27 protein-coding genes are annotated in these 26518 nt (G+C 72.6%); 7 read left to right on the top strand and 20 right to left on the bottom strand.

All coding sequences use genetic code 11. From position 1 onward, the window contains the following. Positions 1-33: 33 nt before the first annotated feature. On the top strand, positions 34-738 hold the full coding sequence (locus tag E1285_RS14385) for an SMI1/KNR4 family protein (RefSeq protein ID WP_165966614.1): 705 nt from the start codon (positions 34-36) through the stop codon (positions 736-738). Further along, the gene (locus E1285_RS14380) at positions 735-1742 is read left to right on the top strand and encodes a DUF2332 domain-containing protein (RefSeq protein WP_132152102.1); all 1008 of its coding nucleotides are present in this window, start codon (positions 735-737) and stop codon (positions 1740-1742) included. Before E1285_RS14385 ends, E1285_RS14380 begins: the two co-directional genes overlap by 4 nt. On the opposite strand, the gene E1285_RS14375 is transcribed toward E1285_RS14380, so the two are convergent. The 13 genes from E1285_RS14375 to E1285_RS14315 form a co-directional block, all read right to left on the bottom strand. Continuing rightward, a complete protein-coding gene (locus E1285_RS14375; protein WP_132152138.1) occupies positions 1739-4714 on the bottom strand; it encodes a glycine--tRNA ligase in 2976 nt (991 codons plus the stop codon). The genes E1285_RS14380 and E1285_RS14375 overlap by 4 nt on opposite strands. 48 nt (positions 4715-4762) lie before the next feature. After that, entirely contained in the window at positions 4763-5512 is a 750-nt protein-coding gene (locus E1285_RS14370; protein ID WP_132152100.1) for a phytanoyl-CoA dioxygenase family protein, read from the bottom strand. A 54-nt stretch (positions 5513-5566) separates the two neighbouring features. Then, positions 5567-6262 (bottom strand): SseB family protein, encoded by a 696-nt coding sequence (locus tag E1285_RS14365; RefSeq protein ID WP_132152098.1) that lies wholly within the window; start codon positions 6260-6262, stop codon positions 5567-5569. A 69-nt stretch (positions 6263-6331) separates the two neighbouring features. Continuing rightward, entirely contained in the window at positions 6332-7438 is a 1107-nt protein-coding gene (locus tag E1285_RS14360) for a ring-opening amidohydrolase (RefSeq protein ID WP_132152096.1), read from the bottom strand. Between the two features lie 44 nt (positions 7439-7482). After that, positions 7483-8463 carry a carbamate kinase gene (locus E1285_RS14355; RefSeq protein WP_243722777.1) on the bottom strand — a complete coding sequence of 327 codons (981 nt, stop codon included), beginning with the start codon at positions 8461-8463 and terminating at the stop codon, positions 7483-7485. 77 nt (positions 8464-8540) lie between these two features. Further along, positions 8541-9602 (bottom strand): CU044_5270 family protein, encoded by a 1062-nt coding sequence (locus tag E1285_RS14350; RefSeq protein ID WP_132152094.1) that lies wholly within the window; start codon positions 9600-9602, stop codon positions 8541-8543. 14 nt (positions 9603-9616) lie between these two features. Further along, positions 9617-10168 carry a sigma-70 family RNA polymerase sigma factor gene (locus E1285_RS14345; RefSeq protein WP_132152092.1) on the bottom strand — a complete coding sequence of 184 codons (552 nt, stop codon included), beginning with the start codon at positions 10166-10168 and terminating at the stop codon, positions 9617-9619. Positions 10169-10245: 77 nt separating this feature from the next. Further along, positions 10246-11409, bottom strand: coding sequence for a pyridoxal phosphate-dependent aminotransferase (locus E1285_RS14340; protein WP_132152090.1), 1164 nt, complete (start codon positions 11407-11409; stop codon positions 10246-10248). A 129-nt stretch (positions 11410-11538) separates the two neighbouring features. Next, entirely contained in the window at positions 11539-12144 is a 606-nt protein-coding gene (locus E1285_RS14335; protein WP_132152088.1) for a response regulator transcription factor, read from the bottom strand. After that, entirely contained in the window at positions 12141-13400 is a 1260-nt protein-coding gene (locus E1285_RS14330) for a histidine kinase (RefSeq protein WP_207946593.1), read from the bottom strand. The genes E1285_RS14335 and E1285_RS14330 overlap by 4 nt, the downstream gene beginning before the upstream one ends. Before the next feature lie 57 nt (positions 13401-13457). Then, positions 13458-14264 carry an ABC transporter permease gene (locus E1285_RS14325; protein ID WP_132152086.1) on the bottom strand — a complete coding sequence of 269 codons (807 nt, stop codon included), beginning with the start codon at positions 14262-14264 and terminating at the stop codon, positions 13458-13460. Further along, the gene (locus E1285_RS14320) at positions 14261-15190 is read right to left on the bottom strand and encodes an ABC transporter ATP-binding protein (RefSeq protein WP_132152084.1); all 930 of its coding nucleotides are present in this window, start codon (positions 15188-15190) and stop codon (positions 14261-14263) included. The genes E1285_RS14325 and E1285_RS14320 overlap by 4 nt, the downstream gene beginning before the upstream one ends. Positions 15191-15294: 104 nt before the next feature. After that, a complete protein-coding gene (locus E1285_RS14315; RefSeq protein WP_132152082.1) occupies positions 15295-15936 on the bottom strand; it encodes an NAD(P)H-binding protein in 642 nt (213 codons plus the stop codon). A gap of 79 nt (positions 15937-16015) precedes the next feature. Between E1285_RS14315 and E1285_RS14310 the strand changes: the two genes are divergently transcribed. Further along, the gene (locus E1285_RS14310) at positions 16016-16591 is read left to right on the top strand and encodes a TetR/AcrR family transcriptional regulator (RefSeq protein ID WP_132152080.1); all 576 of its coding nucleotides are present in this window, start codon (positions 16016-16018) and stop codon (positions 16589-16591) included. A 10-nt stretch (positions 16592-16601) separates the two neighbouring features. Here the strand turns inward: E1285_RS14310 and E1285_RS14305 are convergent, their stop codons facing one another. Beyond that, positions 16602-18002, bottom strand: a complete 1401-nt coding sequence (locus E1285_RS14305; RefSeq protein ID WP_132152078.1) for an acyl-CoA synthetase — start codon at positions 18000-18002, stop codon at positions 16602-16604. A 60-nt stretch (positions 18003-18062) separates the two neighbouring features. Between E1285_RS14305 and E1285_RS14300 the strand changes: the two genes are divergently transcribed. Continuing rightward, positions 18063-18644: an AAA family ATPase gene (locus E1285_RS14300; protein ID WP_243722776.1), complete on the top strand. Its 582-nt coding sequence runs from the start codon at positions 18063-18065 to the stop codon at positions 18642-18644. Between the two features lie 89 nt (positions 18645-18733). Here the strand turns inward: E1285_RS14300 and E1285_RS45590 are convergent, their stop codons facing one another. The 3 genes from E1285_RS45590 to E1285_RS14290 form a co-directional block, all read right to left on the bottom strand. Beyond that, positions 18734-19108 (bottom strand): hypothetical protein, encoded by a 375-nt coding sequence (locus E1285_RS45590; RefSeq protein WP_165966613.1) that lies wholly within the window; start codon positions 19106-19108, stop codon positions 18734-18736. 94 nt (positions 19109-19202) lie between these two features. After that, positions 19203-19397, bottom strand: a complete 195-nt coding sequence (locus tag E1285_RS14295; protein ID WP_132152074.1) for a DUF397 domain-containing protein — start codon at positions 19395-19397, stop codon at positions 19203-19205. Then, entirely contained in the window at positions 19394-20170 is a 777-nt protein-coding gene (locus tag E1285_RS14290) for a helix-turn-helix transcriptional regulator (protein ID WP_165966612.1), read from the bottom strand. Before E1285_RS14290 ends, E1285_RS14295 begins: the two co-directional genes overlap by 4 nt. A 140-nt stretch (positions 20171-20310) precedes the next feature. Here E1285_RS14290 and E1285_RS14285 point away from each other — a divergent pair, with 140 nt between their 5' ends. Together E1285_RS14285 and E1285_RS14280 are read left to right on the top strand one after the other, a co-directional pair. Then, positions 20311-20739: an ATP-binding protein gene (locus tag E1285_RS14285; protein ID WP_132152070.1), complete on the top strand. Its 429-nt coding sequence runs from the start codon at positions 20311-20313 to the stop codon at positions 20737-20739. Positions 20740-20798: 59 nt separating this feature from the next. Beyond that, positions 20799-21536 carry a tetratricopeptide repeat protein gene (locus E1285_RS14280; RefSeq protein WP_132152068.1) on the top strand — a complete coding sequence of 246 codons (738 nt, stop codon included), beginning with the start codon at positions 20799-20801 and terminating at the stop codon, positions 21534-21536. Between the two features lie 73 nt (positions 21537-21609). On the opposite strand, the gene E1285_RS14275 is transcribed toward E1285_RS14280, so the two are convergent. Both E1285_RS14275 and E1285_RS14270 read right to left on the bottom strand, forming a co-directional pair. Then, the gene (locus tag E1285_RS14275) at positions 21610-23466 is read right to left on the bottom strand and encodes a hydantoinase B/oxoprolinase family protein (RefSeq protein WP_132152066.1); all 1857 of its coding nucleotides are present in this window, start codon (positions 23464-23466) and stop codon (positions 21610-21612) included. Then, entirely contained in the window at positions 23463-25520 is a 2058-nt protein-coding gene (locus E1285_RS14270) for a hydantoinase/oxoprolinase family protein (RefSeq protein ID WP_132152064.1), read from the bottom strand. The genes E1285_RS14275 and E1285_RS14270 overlap by 4 nt, the downstream gene beginning before the upstream one ends. Positions 25521-25664: 144 nt before the next feature. Between E1285_RS14270 and E1285_RS14265 the strand changes: the two genes are divergently transcribed. After that, positions 25665-26039, top strand: a complete 375-nt coding sequence (locus tag E1285_RS14265; protein ID WP_132152062.1) for an FKBP-type peptidyl-prolyl cis-trans isomerase — start codon at positions 25665-25667, stop codon at positions 26037-26039. Between the two features lie 80 nt (positions 26040-26119). On the opposite strand, the gene E1285_RS14260 is transcribed toward E1285_RS14265, so the two are convergent. Next, positions 26120-26518 (bottom strand): SRPBCC domain-containing protein (locus E1285_RS14260; protein WP_279510063.1); only part of this gene is annotated, 399 nt, incomplete at its 5' end.

Below are 26518 nucleotides of genomic sequence, written 5' to 3'. Positions count from 1 at the left end.
GGCGCCGGTCAATTTCATACCAGGGGGTGGATCGTGCCGGTATTCGATGATCTGACCGCCAGGCTCCGGCGGCTCCGGGCCATCGAGAACGACCCGCCTCGCCGCCTGCGCCGGGCGCTGCCTCAGCGTCAGACGGACATCGATGGCCGTGAGCGGTTCCTGGTCTTCGGCGCCGACGTCCACCGGTACCGCAACACCCCGCTGACCAGGGACGCCGTCGCGGCGTTCGAGGGTGCCCTGGGAGTGTCACTTCCGCCCGCGTACCGGGAGTTCCTCCTTCGGGTCGGTCCAGGGGCCGGCCCGTACTACGGGATCTTCACTCCCCAGGAGTCCCTGGACGAGTTCGAGCTCGTCGGCGATCCGGCCGGGGAGTTCCGATTCACCCGTGCCGACGTCGAACGCCTGTACGGCCGACGCCGGGCCTGGCTGCGAGATCCCGACTCCACCGGAGGACCTGCCGCGGACAGCCTCGTTCCCGAAGACGGCTGCATCCCGATAGGCACCCAGGGATGCGAGGGGCTCGTCGTGCTCGTCGTCACCGGAGACCTCGCCGGAACCATCTGGGACTGGGGAAGTACTTCGATACGCCCTGCGACGGCCGCGCCGGCGACCTTGATCAAGGACCTTTACGCCCAGGTGGAACCGATCTTCCTCGGCCCCACTCCCGACTTTCTCGCCTGGTACGACGCTTGGCTCGTCAACGCGTGGAGCCAACTCGCCGGCGGAGACGCGCGATGAGGGAGGCGTTGGTCGCGCAGGCGCGGGGGTGCGCGAAGCTGGGGTCGCCGATGTACGCGGAGCTGCTGGCGCGGGCGGCGGACGATCCCGGTGGGGCCGTGGCGGCGGTGCTCGGTGGGCGGGCGGAGCCCGGGGCCGTCCTGCGGGTGTTGGGGACGGTGCACCGGCTCGTCCTGGAAGGCCGGGTACCGGAACTCGCGGAGCACTACCCGACCGCGGGCGGGAGGAAGGACCCCCTCGCCGCCTGGCCCGCGTTCCGTGACGTGCTTGCCGAGCACGCGGAGGAGATACGCGAGGGGCTCGCCGACCCGCCGCAGACGAACGAGGTCGGGCGGGCGTCCCCGCTGGTCGGCGGGCTCCTCGCGGTGGCCGCGGCGACGGGGCTGCCGATCAGGCTGCTGGAGATCGGCGCCAGCGCGGGCCTGAACCTGCGGGCCGACCATTTCCGGCTCCTGCACGAGGGCGGCGCGTACGGGCCGGAGTCGCCGGTCGTGCTGGACGACGCCTGGCGTGGCCTTCCCCCAGTGGACGCGCCGCTCACCATCGCCGAGCGGCTGGGATGCGACCCAAGTCCCCTGGACGCGACCTCGCCGGAGGCTCGGCGGCGGCTGCTGTCGTACGTGTGGCCCGACCAGACGGCGCGGGTCGAGCGGCTGCGGGCGGCGTTCGAGGTGGCCGCGCGGGTTCCGGCGACGGTCGTCCGGTCAGGCGCGGCCGACTTCCTGGACGGGCTCGCCCCGCGCCCCGGCGTGGCGACGGTCGTGTGGCATTCGACGATGCGGGCGTACCTGTCCGAGGACGAGGCGGCGGGGCTGTTCCGCCACCTGGAGGACGCCGGAGCGGCGGCCACCGAGGAGGCACCGGTCGCCCACCTGTCGTTCGAGGGGCGCGACGCCGCCCTGCTCAGTGCCGTGCAGGTCGTGGCGCTGCGGCTGTGGCCGGGCGGCGAGCGGGTGGTCCTCGGCGAGGGGCCGTCGCACGGCCTGCCCGTCGTCTGGTTCTAAGTGATCTCGCGCCAGTCGAGGACGGGGGCCGCCCGGTCTCTGATCGCGGCTAGGAAGCCCAGGCGGTTGGCTCGCCGGGCCGGGTCCTCGTCCATGACCATGACGTCGTCGAAGTAGGTGTCGATCGGGTCGACGAGGGCCGTCGCGGCCGCGTAGAACTCCGGCAGCGTCGGGTCGGCGGGGAGATCGTCTTGGACGGCGGTGAACGCGGTGTGCAGGTTCCGTTCGGCGGGTTCGGTGAACAGGGACGGGTCGTAGCCCGCGGCGGTGCCGTCCGGGACGATGCGCAGGACGCGCTGCAGCGCCGTCGTGAGCCGCTCGAACCGGGACGAGCCGAGCAGCTTCGCCAGGTCGGCCGCGGCCTCCGCGGCGCGGGCGGGCGTGCCCGCGTGCGGGAGGACGGCCCGGACGACGTGCACGGGGTGGCCCTCGTCCAGGAGGTTCTGTTCCAGGCGGCGCGCGACGAAGCGTTCCGCCTCCGCGAGGGCCTCCGGGGCGACGTCCACCGGCTGGTGCCGGGCGGCGATGGCGAGGCCGTCCCCGACCGTGATCGGCGCCAGGGGCGGGACGTCCCGCAGGATCGCGGTCAGCGCGAGGGCGGCGCGGCGCAGGCCGAACGGGTCGGAGCTGCCGGTCGGGGCGGACCCGACGGCGAACAGGCCCGCGAGGAGGTCGAGCCGGTCGGCGGCGGCGAGGACGGCGCCGGCGGCCGTGGCGGGCAGGGCGTCCCCGGCGGAGCGGGGCAGTTCCTTGTCGTGCAGGGCTTGCGCGACGGCCTCGTCCTCCCCGGAGCGGCGGGCGTACTCGCGGGCCATCGTCCCGGCGAGGCTCGACAGCTCGATGACCATGGACGAGGCGAGGTCGAACTTGGCCAGCGCGGCCGCCCGGCGTGCCGCCGCCCGCTCTTCGGAGGCCAGGTCGAGGCGGTCCGCCAGCTCGGCGGCGATCGCGGCGATGCGGGACGAGCGGTCGGCCATCGAGCCGAGACGCTCGGTGAACGTCAGCCTGCCGAGCCCCTCCTTGATCTGCTCGGGCGTGCTCTGGAGGTCCTGCTTGTAGAAGAACGACGCGTCCTCGTAGCGCGCGCGGAGTACGGCCTCGTTCCCGGCCCGGACGGCGTCACGGTCGCATTCGCCGTTGGCGACCGTGACGAAGTACGGCATGAGGCGGCCCGCGGACGCACGAACCGGCAGGTAGCGCTGGTGCTTGCGCATGACCGTGGTGAGGATCTCCTCGGGCAGTTCCAGGTACTTCTCGTCGAACGCGCCCAGGATGGCGACGGGCTCCTCGACGAGGTCGACGATCTCTTCGACGAGGTTCCGCTCGCCGTCGAAGTCGACGGCGCCGCCGTGGCGGCGGGCGAGCGCTCCGGCGTCCTCGATGACGCGCGACCGGCGGCGGGCGGGGTCCGGTTCGATTCCGTGCTCGCGCAGCGTCGTGATCAGCGACCCCGCGGCCGGGACCTCGATGACCGGTTCCTCGGCCGTGCGGTGGACGCGGGTGAGGCGGCCCGCCGTCATGCCGGAGACGGTGAACGGGATCTCGTCCCCGTCCAGGAGCGCGAGCAGCCCGCGGATCGGGCGGGCGAACGACAGGCCGGGCGCGTTCCACCGCATGTTCTTCCCGGCGCGCAGCCCGGTGACGATCTCGGGGAGCAGCTCCGCCAGCACCCGGGCGGCGGGCCGTCCGGCCACCTTGCGGACGAGCCCGGCGTACTCGCCGCCGCCCACCGTGACCTGCCGGACGTCCGAGACGTCGATCCCCTGGCCGCGCGCGAACCCCTGCAGCGCCCGCGTCGGCTCCCCGGACGCGTCGTAGGCGGCGGCGAGGCGCGGCCCCTTCACGACCTGCTCGGAGTCCGGCTCCCGCGGCTCCAGGTCGCGGACGAGCACGATGATCCGGCGCGGCGTCGCGTAGGTGTCGAGCACCGACTCGTCCGTGGTCAGGCCCGCCTCCTCCAGGCCGCGCAGCAGCCGTTCCGCCACGCCGTCCGCCGTGCGGGCGACCTCGTGGGGCGGCAGTTCCTCGACGCCGATCTCCAGCGCGAGCGAGCCGGGCGAGGTGAGGTCCGGCAGCGCGTCCGGCGCGGGGGCGGCGGCGGGACGGGTCGCGGCGTCGCCCAGCGGGTGGCCCAGTTCGGCGCGGCGTTCCACCCACAGGGCGGCGGCCTCGTGGGCGAGGCCGCGCATCCGGGCGAACGCGCGGGCCCGCTCGGTCGTCCCGATCGCTCCGCGTGCGTCCAGGACGTTGAACGCGTGCGAGCACTTCAGGACGCAGGAGTGGGCGGGGACGGGCAGCCGGGCGTCCAGCATCCGCCGCGCCTCGGCCGCGTACGCCTCGAACAGCTCCCGGTTCGTCGCGATGTCGGCGTCGTCGAGGTAGTAGCGGCTCATCTCGTATTCGGCCTGCCCGAACGCCTCCCCGTAGGAGATGCCGGGGGCGTACGCGATGTCCTTGAAGTGGGAGACGCCCTGGAGCGCCATCAGGATGCGTTCCATCCCGTAGGTGATCTCGACCGACACCGGGTCGAGGGTCAGCCCGCCGGACTGCTGGAAGTACGTGAACTGGGTGATCTCCAGGCCGTCCAGCCACACCTCCCAGCCGAGCCCCCACGCGCCGAGCGCGGGCGACGCCCAGTCGTCCTCGACGAACCGGACGTCGTGGGCGCGCAGGTCGATGCCCAGCGCGGCGAGGCTGCCGAGGTAGAGCTCCTGCGCGTCGCCCGGCTCCGGCTTGAGGATCACCTGGAACTGCGTGTGGGTCTGCAGCCGGTTGGGGTTGTCGCCGTACCGCGAGTCGTCGGGGCGGACGCTCGGCTCGGCGTAGGCGACCCGCCACGGCTCCGGCCCGAGGACGCGCAGCGCGGTGGCCGGATTCAGCGTGCCCGCCCCCACCTCGGTGTTCATCGGCTGCGCGACGAGGCAGCCGCGCCCCGCCCAGTAGCCGGTGAGACGGATCAGGGCGTCCTGCATGGTCAGCACGGAATCTCCAAGGTGACGGGATCGACCAAGCTTAGAAGCTCAGCGCCAGAGACCTCGCTCGATCGCGATCCGCACCGGGGACGATTCGGGGAGCGGGCCCGATGGCAGCAGCGGCGGCTGCGCCATGAAGCGCGGCTCGGTGCCGTGATGCGGCTGCGCGGCGTGCACGAGGAAGGGGTGGCAAAGGTAGACGTCCCCGGCCCTGCCGGTCGCGAATGTGACCGGGCGGTGCTCGGACGCGGTGGCCGCCTTGCCCGCGATGTCCATGAAGGCGAGGCCCTCGTCGCCCGCCGGTTCCAGGATCGGCGGGACGTCCAGATGCGATCCCGCCCGGACCCGGGTGGGCGCGTCGTCCTCACCCACGTCGGAGAACAGGAACAGCATCAGCAGCGCGCGTCCCTTCGACGCCGCGTTCACCCGGTAGGCCATGAAGTCGGAAGGGTCGTCGCCGGGGAAGCTCGCGTCGATGTGCCAGCCGTCGTCGCCGGGCTCGTCCTCGCTGGGGAACCGCACCGGGACCGAGCCGAGGCTGCCGCGCGGCTGCCAGGTGCCGGCACCGACGACCGCGTCGAAGGCCGCGTGCAGGCGCGGGGTGTTGACGGCCGCCCGGAACGGCTCCTGCGCGTAGTCGCCGAGCCTGACGACGGGCTGCGTCCAGGTCGAGCGGTCGCCGGGGTCGCAGCCGGTGTCGCGCCAGAGGATCTCGCGGCACTCGGCCGCCAGCTCCCGGGAGAACGCCCCCTCCACCCTGACGAGCCCGTCGGCGATGAATGCGTCAACGTCGGTCATGCCATCCACCCTGCCCCCGGCGGCGGGCCGGACGCGAACGGTTTACCGGCACGGCTACCGGCGGACGACGTTCAGTTCGACGCCGCCGACGATGCGGCCGCGGAGCAGTTCGGCGAGGCGGTCGGAGACGCGCTGCACGGTGCGGCGCTCGTCATGGCCGGGGACGACGGCGAACCGGACGGCCACCTCGGCGGACGTGCCCTCGGTGACGCGCACCCCGGTGACGGACTGGTCGGATCCGAACGCGGCCTCGACGGCGGCGAGGACGTCGGGGTCCTCGTGCGGGGGCGGGACGGGGCGGCCCTCGGCGAGCAGGTGCAGGCGCAGGCCGTCCACGGCGAACGGGACCGGGCCCGCCACGTCCACGACCAGGGCGTGCGCGCCCTCGTCGAGGGCGGCGCGGCACGCCTCCTCGGCGCGGACCGCGACGGGGCGGGCGTCGGCGCGCCACGCCTTCATCGTCTCGGTGCAGGTGAAGCCGAGGACGCCGCGCCTCCCGTCGTCGCCGATCAGCGTGGGCAGCGCCATGTCGCTCGACTTCTCCCGGCGCAGCTCGCCCGCGCCCACCTCCTCCTCCTCGGTGAGGACGGCGACGATGGGCACGAGCAGCCGCGAGCCGCGCAGCAGCCGCAGCACCACGTGGACGCCGACGCGGCCCGCCGCGTACCCGGTGAGCGCCTCGCACAGCCGCGGGTCGGCCCCGCCGTCGTCCCCCGGGAACTGCGGTTCGGGAATGGTCAGTCCGGACACGCCAGGAAGGCTATAACCTCCGCCGGACACTGTGGGCGACTATCCGGATACTGTCCGGCATCGATTCGGTCAGCCGAGGTCGGCGATGGCCGCGACGGTGCCGCCGCCGGAGGGGCCCTGGTGGACGGCCGCGACCGACACGAACACCGCGGGGTCGCCGGTGACCGAGGCCGCGACGCCGCCGACGCAGGCCTTGATCTGCCGGTGCCAGTGCACGTCGGAGTCGTCCAGCATGATGTTGCGGCGCCCCCGGACCGAGCCGCTCGGGTCGGCCTCGCACTTGATGAAGACGTTGACGAGGCGGTCGCCGAGGTCGCCGGTGCGGGGCCGCTCCGGCAGGCCGAGGCCGGTCGATCTGATCGCGTCCCAGATGCCGCCGGCGTCCAGTGCGTCGTTCATCACACCGTGCCCCGCGCGGTACCGGCCGCCGATGCCGCGCACGTTCCCCACGACGACGATCTGGGCGCGGTCGAGTTCCACGCCGGACGAGCACGACGCCACCGACGAGTACAGCGACAGGTCCTTGTGGATCTGCTCCGCGGAGGGCGTCTCGATCTCGCCGAGGGCGACGGCGATGCCGAGCGCGGTCGTGGAGTTGGAGATGTCCATCGACTTGAGGGTGTCCTCGGTGACGACGTCGCGGCCGCGGGACTTGGCGTCGTTGATGGTGTCGAGGGTGAGCAGCGGCGTCTTGGTCTGGACGTAGTGGACGTCGGCCGGGTCGTCGATCCCGGCGGTCTTCATCGCCTCGCGCACCCCGGCGGCGACCGTCCCGACCATCGCGGGCCGGCCGATGTCCTCGGGCAGGATGGTCTCGCTCATCGCGACGCCGACCGACAGGCGCGGCTCGTCCGACCTCGGCGCCGTCGCCGGGTCGACGGTGGCGAAGACGGTGGCGTGCGGGGACAGGACGCCGTCGGTGCCGCCCGACCACACCAGCGGGACGCGGGCCACCTCGTCCGCCGGGCGGGTCCCCCTGCCGATCAGCACCTCGCGGAACGCGCGGTCGGCCAGCAGCCGCGTGTAGTCGTTGACGCCGCCGTTGCCCTCGGTCTTGCCGACGACGGCGAGCACCCGGTCGGCGTCCAGAACGCCGTCGTCGATCAGCCCGGCCAGCCCGGACGCGTCGGTCACGCTCTCGATGGGGATCTTGCGGACTTCGATCGGATCGGGCACGTCATCGCTCCTCAGCTGCTCTGGTGATCGTTCTCTACCCCGGGTCAGGCCTCGACGACCGTTCCGGCCGTGCCGTGCGCCGCGTCGCCGAGCCTCGCCAGCGACGTGATGGCCGCGCGCCGCCCGCCGACGGCGACGAAGCGGCGCACCGCCTCCACCTTCGGGCCCATGCTGCCGCCGGCGAAGTGCCCGGCGGCGGCCAGCTCGCCCAGCTCGGCGGCCGTCGTGCGGTGCAGGGGACGTTCCCGCGGGGTCCCGTAGCCGGTCATCGCGTTCTCCACGTCGGTCGCGATCACCAGGGTGGTCGCGTCCAGGCGGCGGGCCAGCAGCTGCGCCGCCAGGTCCTTGTCGACGACGGCCTCGACGCCGCGCAGGGCCCCGTCCACGCGGGCGACGGGGGTCCCGCCGCCGCCCGCCGCGACCACGACGTACCCGGCGTCCAGCAGCGCCGCCGCCGCGCCCGCGTCCAGGATGCCGAGCGGTTCCGGCGAGGCGACGACGCGGCGCCAGCCCCGCTCCCCGAACCGCCGCCACACCTCGCCGTGCTCCATGGCCCGGCGCGCGTCCTCCTCCGGGAAGTATCGGCCGATGGGCTTGGCGGGGTCGGCGAATCCGGGGTCGGACGCGTCCACGAGCGTGCGCGTCACGACGGTGGCGACCGGTCGCGCGGCGTCCCGGGCGGCCAGGGCCCGCTCCAGCGCGTTCATGATCATCACGCCGACGGTGGCCTGGGTCTGGGCCCCGCACCAGTCCAGCGGGACGGGCGGCACCACGCCCGCCGCGAGCTGGTTCTTGATCAGCAGATTGCCGACCTGGGGGCCGTTGCCGTGGGTGAGCGCGACCCGCGCGCCCGCGGCGACCAGCTCGGCCACCGGCCCCATCGCGCGCTCGATCGCCGCCGCCTGGGCCTGCGGCGTGGCGCTGCCGTCCGGCGCGGTCATGGCGTTGCCGCCGAGCGCGATCAGGATCCGCTCACCGCCGAGCGCTTCCCCGTCTTTCCCGCCGACACCGCCGTTCGAGGTCACGGGGCGAACGCTAGCCGCACGGAAAGCGGCGCTCACGGGCGAAATTCGCCCAACGAGCGCCGCTTCTTCGGCATTTTCTAGGGACGGGCGCCCAGTTCGTTCACCCAGCCCATCTCCTGGTGCACATAGGTGAAGCCCCCCTCGTACACCAGCACCTCGGCCGTGCGCGGGTCGACGATCAGCGTGGAGTGGTAGTCGCCATCGAGGTTCGAGCCGTCCATCGACACCGCCACGCCGGGTCGGCCGAGCGGGTCGGTGACCCTGCCCTCGGACTTCACCCCGGGCAGGTCCGCCAACATGCGGTACATCGCCGCCTTCGTGCCGGGTGTGAGCGGCCCGGCCAGGAGATCGGAGGCGGTGGAGAAGACGTACTCGGTGAAGTTGCCGCTGAACTCTTCCCCGATCTCGCGGGCGTCCGCCGTGTGCCTGCGGCGCAGCTCCGCCTTCAGGCGTTTCGCATCCACCGGGAGCTTCCGCAGCTCCGGCATCGTTATCCGGCCGTTGCCGATCCCGTAGTGGAACGGCATGTCGTAGTTATTCACGGTGGGCTCGCGCATCCCCGGAGGGACCAGCGGCTCCGAGCCGGCGCGCCTCCAGGCCGCCTCATCCTCCTTGGTGGGGAAGGTGACTCGGGCGTCGATTCCGGTGATCGTCCGGGAGGGGGCGTCGGGGGCGCGCGCGTGCCAGCTCTCCTCGCCTCTCGACAGCCGGAACATGTACGGGACCTTCTCCGCGCGGTTGTTCCCGCTGAGCTCCGCGGACTTCCAGTCGGTGACCTCCTGCGTCAGGATCTTGTTGTACCAGTAGCGGCCGACCTTGGCCGGGGACCGCTCGGCCGTCTTCGCGCTGGCCAGCAGGAACGTGCGGGCATCGACGGGCCCCCGCGCCGTCGTCGTTCCGCCGGGCGCCGCGCCGTCCCCGCCGGACACCACGGCGAGGCCCGCCGCGGCGCAGGCAGCCGCCGCCACCCCGGCGACCAGCAGCCCCACCCGGCGTGGCCGCGGTCGCGGCCGCCGCCCGGCGGCGGCGTTCATCGCCCTCGCCAGGTCGGCGTCGCGGCGCCCGGCGTGCGCGTCGTCGGCAAGTTCGTCCAGTGCGGCGGGCCTGAGCGCGCGGACGATCGTGTCGGGGTCCTTCATCTTCTCTCCTGAGATCATCGGGCCGCCTCCCGCGCGATCGGGGCGGCGCGGACGGGATGTTCCGGTGCGGCCCCGGGACTGTCCAGGGCGCGGGCGAGCCGCTTGCGGGCCCGGTGCAGCCGGACGGCGAACGCCGGGACGGAGCAGCCCACGACCTTCGCGGCCTGACGGGGGTCCAGTCCGTGCCAGTTGACGAGCGTGAGGACCTCAAGGTCCCGCTCGGGCAGCGCGGCGATCGCCTCCAGGGCGGTCTCCCGGGCCACGACGTGCTCGGCGGCGTCCCACGCGGCGAGGTCGGACGGCCCGGCCAGCGCCTTGATCCGGTCGGCGAGCACTCGGCCGCGCCGGCCTCGGTCGCGCTGCTTGTGCAGGAGGTTGCGGGCCACGCCGAGCAGCCACGGCAAGGCCGGGTCACGGATGTCGTCCAGTCGCCGCCAGGCGATCAGGAACGTCTCACCCGCGACGTCCTCGGCGGTGTGCGGCTCGGCGTGGGTGAGGGCGTACGCCAGGACACGCCGGTGGTTCTCGTCGTAGAGCCGCGTGAACCGTGTTTCGGGATCATCCACGGAGACCCTCCCGTCGGGATCGGTTGTCGTGAGGTAATCCCGTCGGGGCGGCTCCGTTTACAGCGGTGCCGGAGAAATCAGCGGAGGCGGGACAAGCGTTCGACGGCCTCGTCGATGACCTCGTCCTTCTTGCAGAACGCGAAGCGGACGAAGTGCGCGCCCGCTTCGGCGTGGTCGTAGAAGACCTGCGTCGGGATCGCGACGACGCCCGCCTGCTCCGGCAGTGCACGGGTCAGCTCGATGCCGTCGGTGAATCCGAGCGGCCGGATGTCGGCCTGCACGAAGTAGGTGCCCTGCGGACGGTACGTGGTGAACCCGGCGGCCTCCAGGCCGCTGATGAGGCGGTCCCGTTTGGCCTGGAGGGACTTGCGCAGTTCCTCCACCCAGGGGAGCTCGTTGGCCAGCGCGTACGCGGCGGCCCGCTGGTAGGGGGCGTTGACCGCGTAGGTGAGGAACTGCTTCACCGTCTGGACGGCCCGTATGTAGGGAGCGGGCGCCGTCACCCAGCCGGTCTTCCATCCGGTGACCGAGAACGACTTGCCCGCGGACGACACCGACACCGTCCGCTCGCGCATGCCGTCGAGCGTGGCCAGGGGGATGTGCTCGGTCTCGTCGAACGTCAGGTACTCGTAGACCTCGTCGGTGATCGCGACCAGGTCGCGGTCGCGGCAGACGTCCGCGATGGCCTCCAGCTCGGCGCGCGTGAACACGGTGCCGGCCGGGTTGTGCGGCGAGTTCACCAGGATCGCCCGGGTGCGGGGGCCGACGGCGGCGCGCAGCTCGTCGGGGTCGAAGGTGAAGCGGCCCTCCGCCGGGCGGAGCATGACGGGCCGGCGGACGGCTCCGGCGAGCGCGATCACGGCCGCGTAGGAGTCGTAGTACGGCTCGAAGACGATGACCTCGTCGCCCGGCCCGGCCAGCGCCAGCACCGACGCCGCGATGCCCTCGGTGGCGCCCACGGTCACGAAGACCTCGGTCGCCGGGTCGTACGGCAGCCCGTACCGCCCGAGCCGCTGCGCCGCCACCGCCTCCCGCAGTTCCGGCAGCCCCGGACCGGGAGGGTACTGGTTGTCCCCGGACCGGATGGCCTCCACCGCCGCGTCGAGGACGGCCTCCGCGGGACCGGTATCGGGAAATCCCTGGCCTAGATTGATGGATCCGGTACGAGCGGCCAACGCGGACATCTCAGCGAAGACCGTCTCACCGAATCCCCGCATGCGGTGGACCAGTGGCTCGATCACGGCGCAAGCCTACTGGCCCATCCCCGCGTGCGCGGGGAGCACGGTCCCCTGGAGTCTGGGAACCCCTGTCCGAGCGGACCATCCCACAAGGGGAGCTACATGATGCCGCATACCCGTTACTTAACGCAGTCAGATCCAGCCCATCTGCTTGGCGGCCTGGAAGGCGGCGAGGCGGTTGGATTCGCCGAGCTTGGTCATCGCGGTGGAGAGGTAGTTGCGGACGGTGCCCTCGGACAGGTGGAGGACGGCGGCGACGCGGGCGGTCTCGGTGCCGGTGCCGGTGAGGCGGAGGACCTCGCGCTCGCGGCCGGTGAGCGGGTTGTCGCCCGCGGCCATCGCGCCGGCGGCGAGTTCGGCGTCGAGGTAGCGGCCGCCGCCGTGGACCTTGCGGATCGCGGCGGCGAGTTCCTGCGTGGGGGCGTCCTTGGCGACGAAGCCGCGGACCCCGGCGGCCATGGCGCGGCGCAGGTAGCCGGGACGGCCGAAGCTCGTGAGGATGCACACCGAGCAGCGGGCGCCGGACGCGCTGAGCCGCTCGGCGACGGTGAGGCCGTCCGCGCCGGGCATCTCGATGTCGAGGACGGCGACGTCCGGGTCGTGCTCGGCGACGGCGGGGGCCACCTCGTCCCCGCGTCCGACCTCGGCGACGACCTCCAGGTCGCTCTCCAGGCCGAGCAGTGCGGCGACGGCGCCGCGGATGAGGTGCTCGTCGTCGGCGAGCAGGATGCGGATCACGCGCTCCTCCCCGCCGTCGAGGCGGGCACGGCCTCAGGGGCGGTGTCCTCGTCCTCGTCCGTGTCCGGGCCGGGGAGCGGGATGTCCGCACGCAGCACGAAGTCGCCGCGCCCGTGGCGGCCCGCGGTGATCTCGCCGCCGAGCACGGCGACGCGCTCGGCGAGGCCGGTGAGGCCGGACCCGTCCGTGCCGTCGCCGCCGGAGGCGCCGTCGTTGCGCATCTCCAGGGCCACCGAGTCACCGTAGGACGTGAGCGAGACGGCGCATCGCGCGGCCTGGCTGTGCTTGATCACGTTGGTGGTGCCCTCCCGGATCACCCAGGCCAGCACCGCGCGGACCTCCGGGGGCAGCGCGCCCGGCAGCTCGCCGGCCTCGCAGCGGATCCCGGCCGCCTCCAGCACGGCGCGGGCGCCGGCCAGCTCGACGTCCAGTTCCACTTCGCGGTATCCGCTGACGGCGGCCCGCACCTCCCGGAGCGCCTCCCGGGCGGTGTTGCGGACGTCGGCCATCTCGGCGCCGGCGCGGGCCGGGTCGGTCTCGGTCATCCGGATCGCCAGCTCGCTCTTGACAGCGATCAGCGAGAGGCTGTGGCCGAGCAGGTCGTGCAGGTCGCGGGAGAAGCGGAGCCGCTCCTCGGTCACCGCGAGGCGGGCGAGGGCGTCGCGGGCCGCGTGCGTCTCCTGGTGCATGATCCACATGCGGCGCTGGTACCGGTTGGTGAACACGACGACCCAGCAGATGGCGACGTACAGCGGGAACGTGATGGCGAGGAGGCCGTACCAGGGCAGGTCCCCGCCCGGATTGAGGCGCTCCACCGCGACCGTGCTGAGCACCGAGCAGAACGCGGCGGCGCCGAGGCAGAGTGCGATGATCTCCCGCCGGGTCCTCGGCGACAACGCCACCGCGGAGACCCAGAAGACCGCGAGTACATTGAACAGGGGGTTGACGAGGATCATCAGGCTCAGGGCGGCGGCGACGGCGCCGCTGAGCACGATGTCGCGCAGGGACGCCCCGCCCTCCAGGCCCGTCCGGACGAGCCGCGAATAGCCCCAGGTGAGGGCGCCGAGGCCCGCGATCACCGCGAGCGCGACCGGGACTCCGACGCGGCCGTCGCCGTAGGCGGCGATCAGCCCGATCAGGCTCGGCAGGATGAACCCGAGGGCGGCCAGCATGAACGAGCGGTGCGTCACCCGCCTGTAGCGTTCCAGTCTGCGGGTGTCCTGCGCTTCAAGGTCCGCCGTGGTCGCGACCGCCATGTCATGGTCCTCCTCGCCTCGCACTGTATTCGGTGGCCGCGTCCGGTGGCCGCGCCCTCAGGCGTGCCGCGGCTCCCAGCGGAACCAGCGCGACGACGCCAGCCGGCCGATGGCGAGCCAGAAGACCAGGGCGGCGCCCGCCTGGGCGCAGGTTCTCCAGGCCTCCAGCCGGTCCACGGGCGGATGGGCGGAGTGGTCGGCGAAGTCCTGTCCGAAGTAGGCGGTCCGGGTGATCTCGACGACCGGGCTGAGCGGCAGCCAGCGGCACGCCTCGGCGACCGCGCCCGGCAGCACGTCCAGCGGGAACATCACGCCGGCGCCCAGCATGCAGGCGAACATGATCGGCAGCACGGTGAGCTGGGACATCTCGGCGTTGGGGGTCAGGCCGGAGACCGCGAACGCCAGCAGCGCGAACACGGCGGCGCCGCCGAGGAGTCCGGCCAGGAGCAGCAGCGGGTACGCCGGGAACCCGCCGCCGAGGACCGTGCCGAGCAGCACCAGCAGCGCCGCCACCTGGACGAGGTACATCGCCGTCGCCGACAGCACGCTGCCGCCGATGATCTCGGCGTCCGACAGGGCGGTGCCGCGCATCCGCTTGAGCGTGACGTCCTCGCGGCGTGCGGTGAAGACGGTCGCGAGGTTCATGAAGACGGCGAAGATGAGGAAGAAGCCGAGGTGGCCGGTGCCTTGCAGGAGCGCGAGGTCCACGCCGTCCGCCTCCTGGCCGCGCGTCGGGACGAGCATGGCCCCGAACAGCACGGGCAGGCCGAACACGATGAACAGGATGGTCCGGTTGCGCCAGAGGAGGGTGAGGTCGAGGCGGGCGACGCGGAGCATGGCGGTGAGGTTCACGGGGACGTTCATCGGGTGACTCCTGCGGCGGTGCGGAGGAAGACGTCTTCGAGCGAGGCGCTGCGCGCCTCCAGGCCGTGCAGGCTGACCTGTTTCTCGTCGGCCCAGCGCAGCAGCTCGTACAGGCCTGCCTGGAGCCCGACGTCCGTCACGGTGTAGGAGGCGATGGCGCGGCCGCCGTCCAGGGAGATCTCGGCGTGGGCGCCGTGGAGGCCGGGGAGGTCGGCGCCCTGGAGACGCTCGGGCACCTGGAAGCTGATGCGGTCGCCGTGCCCGGCGACGACCTCGCCGACCGTCCCGGACGTCTCGATCCGGCCGCGGTGCAGGATCGCGAGGTGGTCGGCGAGGTGCTCGGCCTCCTCCAGGTAGTGGGTGGTCAGCAGCACGGTCGTCCCGCCCGCCACCAGATCCCGGACGATCTTCCAGGTGGCGTGCCGGGCCTCGGGGTCCATGCCGGTCGTCGGCTCGTCGAGGAAGAGGACGGCGGGACGGCCGGTCAGCGCGAGCGCGAGGTCGAGGCGGCGTTTCTGGCCGCCGGACAGCTGCCGGACCCGCACGGCGGCCTTGTCCGCCAGGCCGACCGTGCCGATGACCTCGTCCCGGTCGCGCGCCGCCGGGGTGAACCCGCGCCAGTGGTCGACGGTCTCGGCGACGGTGAGGTCGGTGAAGAAGCCGCCGTCCTGGAGCATGATGCCGATCCGCGGGCGCACCTTGCGGCGTTCCCGGTGCGGGTCGTGCCCGAGGACCCGGACCGTTCCCTCGTGGACGGCCCGGTGTCCCTCCAGGGCTTCGAGCGTGGTCGTCTTGCCGGCGCCGTTCGTGCCGAGGAGCGCGAAGAGCTCGCCTGCCGCGACCTCGAAGGAGATCCCCGCGACGGCCTCGAAGTCCCCGTACCGCTGCCGGAGGCCGTCGACGTGGATGGCTGGGTTCGTCTGCATGCGTCCAGCCTCGCGAGGCCGCGGGTCCGCCGGTAGACGCTCGTGTCACCGGTTCCGGCGGCGCCTGTCACGCGATCGGCATGACAGGTGTCACGTGCCGCCGCTCAGCGGGCGACGGCGACGACGTGCCCGATGGAGGAGGCGTCGCCCGCGAGGTCGAGCAGCGCGGAGGCGAGGTCGGCGCGGGCCATCGAGAAGCCGCCGAGGACGTGGCGGTCGACGGCCTTGCGGTAGCGGCCGGCGCCCGGACCTTCGGTGAGGCGGGGCGGGCGGACGATCGTCCAGTCGAGCCCGGAGGCGCGGGTGGCGTCCTCGGCGGCGCGCATGTCGGCGAAGGCGTGCTTCAGGATCCGCTGCAGGATGAGCGGTTTGACCACGAAGCGGGTGAGCGGATCGTCGCCCGGCCCGGCGTCGAGCCCGGACGCGCTCACGACCACCAGCCGCCGGGTTCCCGCGGCCTTCATCGCGCCGGCGATGGCGTGCGCGCTGTCCGCGCAGACGCTCGTCGGCGCGCGGCCCTCGCGGGTGCCGATCGCGGTGATGACCGCGTCGCGGCCCGTCACCGCCTTCTCGATCGCGGCCGGATCCATGACGTCGGCTTGGACGACGTCGGCGGCGGAACGCAGTTCGCCGGGCAGCCGTGCCGGGTCGCGGACGACGGCCGTCACCTCGTCCCCGCCGTCCAGCGCACGCCGGACGAGCCGGGCGCCGGTCCCGCCGGTCGCACCGAAGATCGTGAGCCGCATTCTTACCCCCAGGGTGGTTGGTGAATCTTTACTAACCCCTAGCATGGTTAGTATTCACTCACCCGTCAAGGGGGCCTCATTGAGCGCACGGGAACGGATCCTGGACGCCGCGGCGGACATCATGCGCCGGCACGGAGTGGCGCGCGCCACGACCAAGGAGATCGCCAGGGCGGCCGGCTACTCCGAGGCGCTGCTCTACAAGCACTTCCGCGACAAGGAGGAGCTGATGATGCACGTCCTCAAGGAGCGGATGCCCGCGTTCACCTCGACGTACGCCCCCGGCGAGGGCACCGTGGAGGCCAACCTCGTCGCGGCCGTGCACGGCGGCCTGCGCTTCTACCGCCTCGCGTTCCCGATGATGGCGTCGCTGGCGTCGCAGCCGCGGCTGATGGAGGCGACCCGGGAGTCGCTGCGCAAGTACGACGCGGGCCCGCACGAGCCGGTGCGCGCGCTGGCCCGGTACCTGGACGCCGAGCGCGACCTCGGCCGCGTCGCGGACCGCGCCGACACGGGCGCCGTAGCGGCCCTGCTGATGGGCGCCTGCTTCCAGCAGGGGTTCCTGCGCTACTTCGCCGAGGGCGCGGAGGCCCCGGACCTGCCGGAGTCGGCGGCCCGCGACCTCGTCCGGCCCGTCCTCGCCGAACTCCTCCCCTGAGGCGCGGGCCCTACCGCGTCAGGTCGGTCAGGCGCGTCTTGACGACCTTGCCCATGGCGTTGCGGGGCAGGGAGCCGACCAGGTGCACCACGCGGGGACGCTTGTGCACCGACAGGCGCCCGGCGACGAAGTCGACGAGCTGCTTCTCCCCCACGCCGTCGGCGACCACGAAGGCGGTGACCTGCTCGCCGAGGTCGTCGTGGGGAGTGCCGACGACGGCGGCCTCGCGGACGTCCGGGTGCGCGAGCAGCGCGTTCTCGATCTCGCCGGCGCCGATCCGGTAGCCGCCGCTCTTGATGAGGTCGGTGGACGCGCGGCCGACGATCCGGTGCCAGCCGTCCGGGCCGACGGCCGCGATGTCGCCGGTGCGGAACCAGCCGTCCGCCGCGAACGACTCCGCGGTGGCCTCGGGACGGTTGAGGTAGCCCTTGAACAGCAGCGGAGCCCGGACGTGCAGCTCACCGGGCGTCTCCCCGTCGTGCGGGACGGGCGCGCCGTCCTCGCCCATCAGCCGGGTCTCGACGCCGGGCAGCGGCGTGCCCACGTATCCGGGTCGCCGGTCGCCGCCGGCGCGCGCGCTGACCGTGATGAGGGTCTCGGTCATGCCGTAGCGCTCGACCGGACGGTGGCCGGTGAGTTCCGTGAGGCGCTCGAAGACGGGCACGGGAAGCGGCGCGCTGCCGGAGACGAGCAGCCGCGCGGTGCGGAGAGCCCGCGCCGTGGAGGGTTCCGCCGCCGTCCTCGACCAGACGGTGGGGACGCCGAAGAACAGGCTCCCGCCGTCGTCCTGCGCCGCGGCCGCATACGCCTCGGGTCTGGGACGTCCCGTGTGGACGAGCGGCGACCCCACCCGGAGGGCTCCCAGGACCCCGAGGACGAGACCGTGCACGTGGAAGAGGGGCAGACCGTGCACCAGGACGTCGTCGGGGGTCCACTCCCAGGCTTCGGCGAGGGCGTCCAGCCCGGCGGCGATCGCGCCCCGCGAGATCAGGACGCCCTTGGGGGCACCGGTCGTCCCGCTCGTGTAGAGGATCATCGCGGTCGCGGCGGCATTTACCGGGGCGTGCCCGCTTCCGTTGCGAGGGAGCGCGTCGACGGGAATCAGCGGCGGCTCCCCGTCCGCCGGTTCCACCCCGCCCGCGGCCAGCAGGAGGCTCGCGCCCGAGTCGCCGAGGATGTGGGCGCGCTCGGCGGGGCCCGAGTCGGGCGGCACCGGCACCACCGGGACGCCCGCGAGGACGCCGCCGGCGACGGCCGCGACCGTCTCCAGCGTCGCCGTGGCATGGACCGCGACGGCTCCGGCGCCCCGGATCTCCGCGGCGACGGCGGACGCCCAGCCGAGCAGTTCGTCGCGCGCCAGGTCCCGTCCGGCGACCCGCACCGGGCCGCCCGACTCGCCGAGCAGGTCCATCACTCGCCCCTCTCCACGACGTTCTCCCTCCGGGGACCGGCACCTGGAAGTATGCCGTCCGTGCCGGACGCAACCGTGACCTACCCCGCGCTCGCCGCGCGCCTGCTCACCCTGCCGCCGTCCTGCGGCCCGGTGCGCCTGGTCGCGGTGGACGGCCCGAGCGGCGCGGGGAAGTCCACGTTCAGCGACCACCTGGCCGCCGTCCTCGCCGGAGCGCCGATCATCCGCTCGGACGATTTCAGCGTGCCGTGGGACGCCGACCCCCTCACCTGGTGGCGTCCCCTGCGGGAGACGGTCCTCGGCCCCCTCCGCGACGGCCGGCCCGCCGTCCTGCGCCGCTACGACTGGCACCACGACCGCTACGGCCCGCAGGAGGAGATCCCTCCCGCCCCCGTCCTCATCGTCGAAGGCGTCGGCGCGGCCTGGGCGGAGTCACCGGCCGCCTACCGCATCTGGATCGACGCACCCCACGACCTCCGCCGCGCCCGCGCCCTCGACCGCGACGGCCCCGAGTACGCCGAAGCCTGGGACGCCTGGGCCGCGCGCGAACTGACCCATTTCACCGAAGACGGAACCCGCGCCCGCTCCGACCTCCTCGTGGACGGCACCACCTTCACCCAGCACCGCTTCAGGACACGGTGAAACGAGGTGGCGTCGTCAGGTTCATCGCACCCATACGATCGACGCCGAAGTTCCGGTCAGGCCGCGGCGGACCGGGACATCGCCCGTCGTCACCCGTCCTGACGGCGGCGGAGCTGACGCAGGCCCTCCTCGGCCCGGAGCGCCGCCTCCTCGGCCCGGCGCGCGATCTCAGCCGACATCTCCTCGGCGGCCTTCCGGGCGTCGCCTCCCAGCCGCTCGGCCGCCCGATCGACCTCCGCCTGCCGGGCCGCCACCCGCTCGGCCATCTCACGCCGTGCGGCCTCCACCCGGGCGACCTCCCGATCGAGTGCCGCTGCGCGCCGGGCCTCCTGCTGCTCGGCCCTCCAGTTCGGATTCCGCGCCTCCCGCTCGCCCCTTCGACGCTTGACGGCAACGCAAGCGAACGAGATACCGAGAACGATGCCGAGCACCGCCGCTACGGGGAGCCACCACGCCAACTCCACATCGCACCTCCGGGGGTGAGTACACGATCGAACGCCTTACGCTCCCGCCCGGCCGGACGGGGAGGGGCGCTGGGCCGCCTGCCCTCTAAGTCGGCTACGACTCCGAGTGGCGCTTGATGCCGTCCAGCAGCGCGGCGAACTCGGCCACGGTCAGGGTGAGGTGTCCCCCATCCGGGTCCTTCGAGTCACGCATCCCGATCCCAACGCCCGGCGCAAGTCGTCCCAGCTCAACGCACTGATGGTCATTGGTGCCACCGCTGTGACTGCTCGTCCGCCAATGAACGATCATGAGTACTGCTCCAAGTCGTGCTCGACGAGGGCACGCGAGGCGTCTTCGGGGAGGGCCTTCGCACCGATACGTTCGAACCTAGTCGAAAAGTCCCTCACCTCGATGGGGCTCTCGATCAAGCGTCCGCCGTGTTGGGCACCGGCGTAGGCGACGTCCCGCTCCTCCAGACAGATCACCTGGAACGGCCCGTCGAATCCCTGGTGAGCGCCAGCCGCAGTCGGCACGACCCGCATGATGACGTTCTGGTGGCTGGCCATGTCGAGCAGGTGCTCCAGTTGGTGCTTCATGACCTCGGGACCACCGATGGGAGACGCCAGAACACTCTCGTCCACGAGCACCCACAGCGTGGGCGCGTCCGAGCGTTCCAAGATCAAGGCCTGCCGTTCCACACGCATGGCAATCCCGGCCTCGATGTCCGTGGTCGTCTCCGTTTCGAGAAGCGCGCGAATGTACCCCTCGGTCTGGAACGGCCGAGGTATCGCCTTCCCGTGGTAGGTCTTGATCGCCGTGGATCGCTTCTCGTACTCCATGCACTGACGCGCCCAATCCGGATCATGGGCCATTCGGGCAAACCAGAGAATGAGCTGAAAAAGCAGACCCGTCCCGTAGTGCCGGTCCAGCATTCGCATTTGATCGTCCTGAGGACGGCGCCTGCCCGCCTCCAAGTTGGAAACAGTGGACCGCGCAGCCCCCATGATCTCGCCGCACTGGGCGAGCGACAGGCCGGCCTTCTCCCGCATGAAACGCATGAAGAAGGCCAGGAAGTGCCACATGGAGATCCGAGGGTCCAAGGGCTCGCGAACGGGGGACATCGCGTCTCCTTGGTTTTCAACTTCTGGGGGTACAACAGAAGGCTAGACAACCCCGGTGATCCTTGTCGCAGGAAATCGGAAACTCGGACAAGGACGGGACGATGGTGATGACGGCGACCGGGGACCTGCTCATCCCCCTTATGGGCACACCGGCCTCAGTGGGGCTTGCACGCACTCTTGTGGACGCACGAATCCGCAAATGGGGCTATTTTCACATTCTCGACAATGCGCTTCTCATCGTCTCGGAACTCGTCACCAACGCGGGCGAGCAGACTCGGCACAAGGAACTGCGTCTCCAGCTCAGCCGGGACGCTCACGGGGTCGTCATCGCCGTCTGGGACGCCGCCTGCGAACTCCCGCGCGTCAAGCCGATGACCGAACTCACCCTCGAAGAGCTCGACCTCTCGGAGCAGGCGTTCGACGACAACGGCGGCTGGGGGCTCCACATCGTCAAGGCGCTGTCCGCCGCATGCGGCGCGACCCGCGACCCTGGCGGGGGCAAATGGGTCTGGGCGCGCATCGTCCCTTGAATCGATCACATCCGGCGAAACCGGCATCACGGTGTGATCACCGTCAGTAGCTTGGTGCCATGAGCGGTGATGACGGGCTTTCCGAGGGAATCGGCCCTGCGGCCAAGATCGCGCTGCGGCAGGCGGCGGCCGAGGACGATGATCACGCCGCGTCCTCGTGGTGTGCGCGGCTGGGCCGGTTCGGAATGGTCGAAGCCGCGAGGCGCCACTTCCGTCCTGCGGCCGAGGAAGGCGAACTCGCCTCGGTCAAATGCATGGTGTGGCTCGGCTGGGAGGCGGGCGACGACGGCGACGCCCGGACGTGGCTCGAGCGCGCCGCCCGGACCGGCGACCCGTGGTCGATGTACGAACTGGGACGTTCCGTGCCCGAGGACGAGGCGGAGCGGTGGTATCGCCGGGCCGCCGTGGCGGGCCATGCGCCGGCGATGAACGATCTGGGGTCGCGCCTCAGCCGTACCGGTCACCGCGATGAGGCGATGGGCTGGTACCGGCGCGCGGCCGAGGCCGGTCTCGACATCGCGATGAACAACCTGGCCATCCAGTACGTCGTCCGGGGAGACCACGCGGACGCCGCACTCTGGTTCCGGCGGGCGGCCGACACCGGCAACGTCGACGGGATGGCCAATCTCGGACGCCTGAAGCAGGAGGCGGGCGAGCTCCAGGACGCCGAGTCCTGGCTCACCGCCGCGGCCGGGAAGGGACACGATGGCGCCATGGAACGGCTGGCCGTCCTGATGGCGGAAACGGACCGCCCGGACGAGGCCGAAGCCTGGCGTGCACGGATGTCCCGCCGATGATGATCGACGCGTTCGGGCAACCGCGTGAACGGCTCCTCTCGCCGCGCGGTGCGTGAACGCAGGCGGCCGGCCGTCATTCTGTATCGGCGTTCCGGCTGACCGCCCGCGAGGTGCCTTCTCCGAGGGTGTCGAGGCCGGCGGACCGGAGACCTCCGGAGAGTTCCGGGTAGCCGGGGCCCCGGTCGAAGAACGGGGTGGGGGGTCGTTCGGCGCGCAGGCGTGTGCGCAAGGTCGTGGTCGCTTCCTCGTCCACTTGGCCATTGTTCAGTACTACGCCGTAGTCGGTTCGGGCGCCTTCGGGAGAGACCTTGCCGTCGCGGACGTCGTCGGCCACGCGGGACGGGACGCGGTTCAGCGGGTCGCCCCACCCGCCGCCGCCCGTGGTGCGGATGCGGATGATCTGGCCGGCCTTGACGGGATGGCCGTCCACGAGGCCTTCCATCTCCTCGCCGTCGATGTCGACGCGGAAGGGACGTCCCGCGCGGCCCCCGTTGACGCCCCAGCAGGACAGGATGGACCGGTCGGCGATCGACATGTAGTGGGCGTCGCGGAGCATGCGCAGGTGCTTGTCGTAGCCGAGGCCGCCGCGGTGCTCCCCGGGCCCGCCGGAGTCGACGGCCAGGCCGAGGCGTTCGACGACGAACGGCCAGCGCGCCTCGGCGAACTCGGCGGGGATGTTGCGGGAGTCGGGCACGACGTGGATGGTGTCCTCCCCGTCGGCGTAGTAGCGGCCGCCGGAGCCTCCGCCGAGGACCTCGCGCATCAGGTACGGGCCGCGGTCGTCCTCGCCGTAGACGCCGGTGTAGCGGATCGTCTCCTGGTCGGCGGGCATCCGGCCGCCCGTGGCCTTGGCCAGGACGCCCGCGAGGACGCCGAGGAGGCGCAGGATGACGAAGGTCCGGGCGTTGGTCGGGGCCGGGAAGACGGGGGTGAGGAGGGTCCCCTTCTCCGGGAAGCGCATCTCGATGAGCGGAACCACGCCCTCGTTCACGTCCAGTTCGGCGGCGCGTTCGGGGGGGTCGGCCAGGTTCCGCAGGACGGGCGCCAGCCACTTCTTCAGGAAGACGCCGTCCGCGTAGTCCCCGGCGTGGTTGATGGGGCCCTTGGCCTGGGGCGACGTTCCGGCGAAGTCGATGACCAGGGGGACGTCCGCGGCCTTGTCGACGGTCAGCGTGATGCGCTGGGCGTGCAGGCGGGGCGGGTCGACGCCGTCGTGCTCGGCGTAGTCCTCCCAGACGAACGTCCCGTCCGGGATCTTGGAGAGCAGCTCGCGGCGGAACGTCTCGGTGGTCTTGTCGATGACGGCGTCGAAGCACGCCTCGATGCCGGCGCGGCCGTAGCGGGCGAACAGGTCGCCGAGGCGGCGGGCGCCCATGAGGCAGGCGGAGCATTCGGCGTCCAGGTCGCCGGCCAGGGAGTCGGGCATCCGGGAGTTGCGGGTCATGATGGTCAGCGCGGCCTCGTTCGGGACGCCCCGGTCCCACAGTTTGATCGGCGGGACCATCAGGCCCTCTTCGAACGCGCTGCGGGCGTGGCTCGGCATCGAGCCGGGGACGGCGCCGCCGATGTCGTCGTGGTGGCCGAACGCCTGGACGAACGCGACCACCTCGCCGTCGTGGAACACGGGGACCGTCACGCACAGGTCGGGCAGGTGCCCGATGCCGCCCTCCGACAGGTACACGTCGTTGTGGAAGAACACGTCGCCCGGACGCATCTCCGCCACGGGGAAGTCGCGGGCGATCGGCTGGACGAGCGCCGAGTAGGAGCGGCCGGTGAGCTTGCGGAGGCGGCGGTCGTGGATGCCCGCGCGGAAGTCGTGGGCGTCCCGGATCATCGGGGAGCGGGCCGTCCGGGCGATGGCCGTCTCGACCTCGCGTTCCACCGACGCGAGCGTGCCCTCGACGATCTCCAGGAGGATGGGGTCGATCATCGGGTCACCACCAGGTTGCCGTAGCCGTCGAGTCTCGCGGTGAAGCCGGGATGCAGCGGGAGCGTCGAGCCGAACTCCTCGATCACGGCGGGGCCCTGGACGGTGTCGCCGGGGGTCAGCTTCTCGCGCCTGTAGACGGCCGTGTCGCCCCAGGTGTCGTAGTGGACGGGCCGCGTGCCGGTCCGGGCGCGCGTCGGGTCGCCGTCGCCGTGCGGACGTTCCGTCAGGCTCGGGCGGGCGATCGGGCCGATGCCGGAGACGCGCAGGTTGACCCATTCGACCGGATGCCGTGGGTCGTCGCGGTAGCAGTAGCCGTAGAGGGCCTCGTGGGCGTCGTGGAACCGGCGGACGACCTCGGCGCGGAACGCCTCGTCCGGCGGCCCGGCGGGCGCCGCGACCCGCACCTCGAACGCCTGCCCGTAGTACCGCAGGTCGGCGGAACGCGCGAAGCGGCGCCGGTCGCCGGTGAAGCCCTCGCGTCCGAGGGCGGTCGCGGCCTCCCCTTCGAGGTCCGCGTAGACGCCGTCCAGGAGCGCGGGGTCGAGTTCGGCGTCGCGGACGACGCGCGTCCGGACGTAGTCGTTCTTCACGTCCACCGTGAGCAGGCCGAACGCCGACAGGTTGCCGGGGTTCTCGGGGATCACCGCGGCGGGCAGCCCGAGGATGTCGAGCAGGCGGCACGCGAGCAGCGGGCCGGAGCCGCCGAACGCGACCAGCGGGTAGTCGCGGACGTCCAGGCCGCGCTTCACCGTGATCTGCCGGATGGCGTTGGCCTGGTTCCACGCCGAGATCTCCAGGACGCCGGCGGCGGCCCGCTCGGGCGGCAGTCCCAGCTCCTGCGCGAGGGCCGCGACGCCCGCGCGGGCGGCGTCCACGTCCAGGGGCACCTCGCCGCCGAGCAGGTGCGGCGGGATGCGGCCGAGGGCGGCGTGCGCGTCGGTCACCGTGACCTCGGTGCCGCCGCGCCCGTAGCAGAGCGGGCCGGGGTCGGCGCCGGCGCTGCGCGGGCCGACCTTCAGCGCGCCCTCGGGCGACCGCCACGCGACCGAGCCGCCGCCCGCCCCGACCGTCACGATGTCGATCATCGGGATCTTGACGGGATGGCGGCCGATCGTCCCCTCGGTCGTGAGGGTCGGCTCGCCGTCCAGGACGACCGCGACGTCGGTGGACGTCCCGCCGCCGTCCAGCGTGACCACCGAGCCATGGCCGCCCGTTTCACGACCACGGTGCGCGACGACGAACGCCGCGCCCAGCGCCCCCGCCGCCGGGCCGGACAGGACGGTCGTGATCGGCTGCCGGGCGACCTCCTCCGCCGACAGCACGCCCCCGTTGCTCTTCATCACCAGCAGCCGGGACGCGACGCGTTCGGCGATCCGCGCCAGGTAGCCGTTCATCGCGGGTTTGACGGCGGCGTCCACCAGCGTCGTCACCGACCGCTCGTACTCCCGGTACTCGCGCAGCACCTCGCACGACAGCGACACGACCGCGTCCGGGTGCTCGCGCGCCAGGACGTCCCGCATCGCCAGCTCGTGCGACGGGTCGGCGTAGGAGTGCAGGAAGCACACCCCGATCGCGTCGATCCCCGCGTCGCGGAACCAGCGGGCCGCCGCGACCGCCGACGCCTCGTCGAACGGGCGCAGCTCCGCGCCGGTGTGGTCGAGCCGCCCGCCGACCGCCCGCACCCGGTGCACCGGGACGATCCGCGGCGGCTTCACCCAGAAGTAGCTGTTGCCGTACCCGTCCGGGACGCTCTGCCGCGCGATCTCCAGGACGGACTCGAAGCCCTCGTTCGTGACGAACCCGAGGTCGTCGATCCGGTCCTCCAGGAGCCGGTTCGTCGCGACCGTCGTGCCGTGCGACAGCGCCGCCACGTCCCTCGGCTCGGCGCCGAGCAGGCCGAGCACCTTGCCGACGCCCGCCGCGAACCCCTCCGCGGGGTCGGCGGGCGTCGAGGGCGTCTTGGTGGTGACCAGGCCCCCGCCGTGCTCGTCCAGCGCGACGACGTCGGTGAACGTCCCGCCCGTGTCGATCCCGATCCGCAGCCGCCTCGCCATGATCTAGGGTCTACCGGACCGCGCCCACCTGCGAAACCGTCGTGATCTGCCAACGGGCGCGGTGTTCTTTCGTCAGGCCGCGTTGGGACTAGGCTTGGCGGTTCCATCCGACCGACGCATTCACGAGACCGCTGGAGCCCGTTCATGGCGCTTGAACGCCCCGAGATCGACTTTCCCGACGGCCAGCCGCCCGAGTACCTCGACATCACCGACATCAGCGAGGGCGACGGCGCCGAGGCCGCCAAGGGCTCGAACGTGTCGATGCACTACGTCGGCGTGTCGTGGTCGACCGGCGAGGAGTTCGACGCGTCCTGGAACCGCGGCTCCACGCTGGACTTCGAGCTCGGCAGCGGCCGCGTCATCAAGGGCTGGGACATGGGCCTGGTCGGCATGAAGGTCGGCGGGCGCCGCAAGCTCGTCATCCCGCCGCACCTCGCCTACGGCGACCGCAGCCCGAGCCCGGCCATCAAGCCGGGCGAGACCCTCATCTTCGTCGTCGACATGATGGCCGTCAGCTAGCGGCCGGACGCGCCGGAACGGCGGGCGGTCCCGGACGAGTTCGGCTCCGGGGCGCCCGCCGTCCGCGTTTCCGAGGCGGGTCAGCGGGTCCGGGACCGGCGTCCCAGGACGTACCCGAGTGCGACGCCGGTGAGGGCCACGGCGCCGCCGGAGGCGAACGCGGCGGCCATCGGCCAGGCGACCGACGGCCGGTCCGGCGCGGCCGCGGCGCGTCCCGTGTAGACCGTGCCCGTCCCGGCGGGGACGGCCTGAGCCTCGGGCGGGGCTTGCGCGGCGGGTCCGGGTTGCGGGGCGGCGGGTGCGGGCGGCGCGGTGAGGTCGCGTTCGACGGCGGCGAAGAACTCGCCGGCGGTCCGCTTGGCGACGCTGCCGAGCATCCGCTGGCCGACGCCGCCGACCATCCCGCCCACGACCGCGTCCGCGTCGTAGTCGATCCGCGTCGAGCCGTCGCCGTCGCCGCCGGTGAGCCGGACGCGGAC

It is taken from the genome of Actinomadura sp. 7K507 (genome assembly GCF_004348425.1).
Lineage (GTDB): Bacteria > Actinomycetota > Actinomycetes > Streptosporangiales > Streptosporangiaceae > Spirillospora.
The sequence above is the reverse complement of the archived record's forward strand: the minus strand, read 5'-3'. Positions and strand labels throughout refer to the sequence as shown.